Below are 1,352 nucleotides of genomic sequence, written 5' to 3' on the forward strand. Positions count from 1 at the left end.
AGCTTCTCCGTTTGGTTTTGTCACCTATCAGAGTAGCCTAAAAGTTACGCTGATTGGGGAGGCTCAATGAGTATCAATCCAATCAACCGGACCCAAACTCGCTGGCTGGAGCTCGTTCCTCGCCAGTGTAGCCAGCAAGTTTGCGCCGTTTATTAGGGGCGTTATAAGTACTTATAGTTTGGGTGCTTAATTCAAACAAGGAATGTAAATGAGCGAAAAGTTTTCAATTTACGATAGTCCATTCTCAGACGAAACAAAGGTCTTAAGGCGAAATAGTTTACTTATATCTGGCATTTGCTTATTTATAGGGCTTACGGGAGAGCTACCTTCAAAACTTGCGTTATTAGGTGTAAGTTTTACCACACCTCAACAAGGTATTATCGGCTGGTTCCTTTTTGCAGTCCTAGCTTATTTTTTTCTTCATTTCATTTCTAATGCTGCTATTGAAATAGCTAAATGGATACATCCATTTTTTAAAATAATATCTGCTAAAAAAATCATGTTAACTCATTATTCTCATGCATTTGATGAGAGTGATTTTGCAAATATTCCTGACGAAGTCAATGAACAAGATAAAAATGATATGCAAGCTGACGCTTTATCTTCCGCTGATTGGGAGATAACTAATAAACTCAGTTGGTTGTATAGAATGATCTATCTAAAATTAACCATTGAAATTATCGCACCGGTTTGTCTGGGAATATGGGCAATGGTTCAGTTGCTTGTACTTATAACAAGTCATTAAAGCAGGACAAAAAACAGTTGGCTTTTGCTCCTGCGTCGCTTATTTTAGCCAACAATTTTTTGCCTCTTAATGAGGCGTTATGAGGTTAAAGAGAATTAATGTAGTGGCAGTCTAAACCTGCTCTCTACTGGTTATTTTTATTGATGTTTAGCTACCGTAATTCGTTCGTTTTTAAAATGTAGTTGTTTATTATTTTTTAAGTTATTCAACGTATACATCACTCTTAATTTTGTTACTTTATTGACTTATATTGTTGTTTAAATCGTGTGGTACAGCTTGCGGCTACATTTTGTTAAACAAGCGGCGTGTCATCTTTCAAATCCATTGAAATCAACATTCCGGTTGTTTTTAAAAAACAAATAGGGTGTTATTAAATGTATAAACTTTTTGGGGTTGTCATATTGTCACCTCATAACAAACAAAAGCACCGGAAAAGCACTCGCTGGGCTTCGCCCAAATACGCTCTCGCTTTCCGCTGTTTTGGAAGTTATATGCAAAAGGAGAATTACGCATGAATATCAATGCAACACTACTTGGAGAGATAATATTTATCTCTGTAATAGTTATTGGCATCCTAAGTTATTACTTAGGCAAACGTAAAACAAAC

The 1,352-nt window shown here is 36.2% G+C and carries 1 protein-coding gene; it reads left to right on the forward strand.

Annotation, left to right across the window (positions count from 1 at the left end):
- The first annotated feature begins 208 nt into the window (after positions 1-208).
- Positions 209-745, forward strand: a complete 537-nt coding sequence (locus Q4567_RS22185; RefSeq protein WP_303502478.1) for a hypothetical protein — start codon at positions 209-211, stop codon at positions 743-745.
- The last annotated feature ends 607 nt before the right edge of the window (positions 746-1,352 follow it).

It is taken from the genome of Aliiglaciecola sp. 2_MG-2023, assembly GCF_030548145.1.
In the GTDB taxonomy this organism is placed as follows: Bacteria; Pseudomonadota; Gammaproteobacteria; order Enterobacterales; family Alteromonadaceae; genus Aliiglaciecola; species Aliiglaciecola lipolytica_A.

What these genes read in the sequence shown, in the direction of transcription:
- Q4567_RS22185 (WP_303502478.1), top strand. Translation starts at nt 209, where the DNA reads ATGAGCGAAAAGTTTTCAATTTACGATAGTCCATTCTCAGACGAAACA.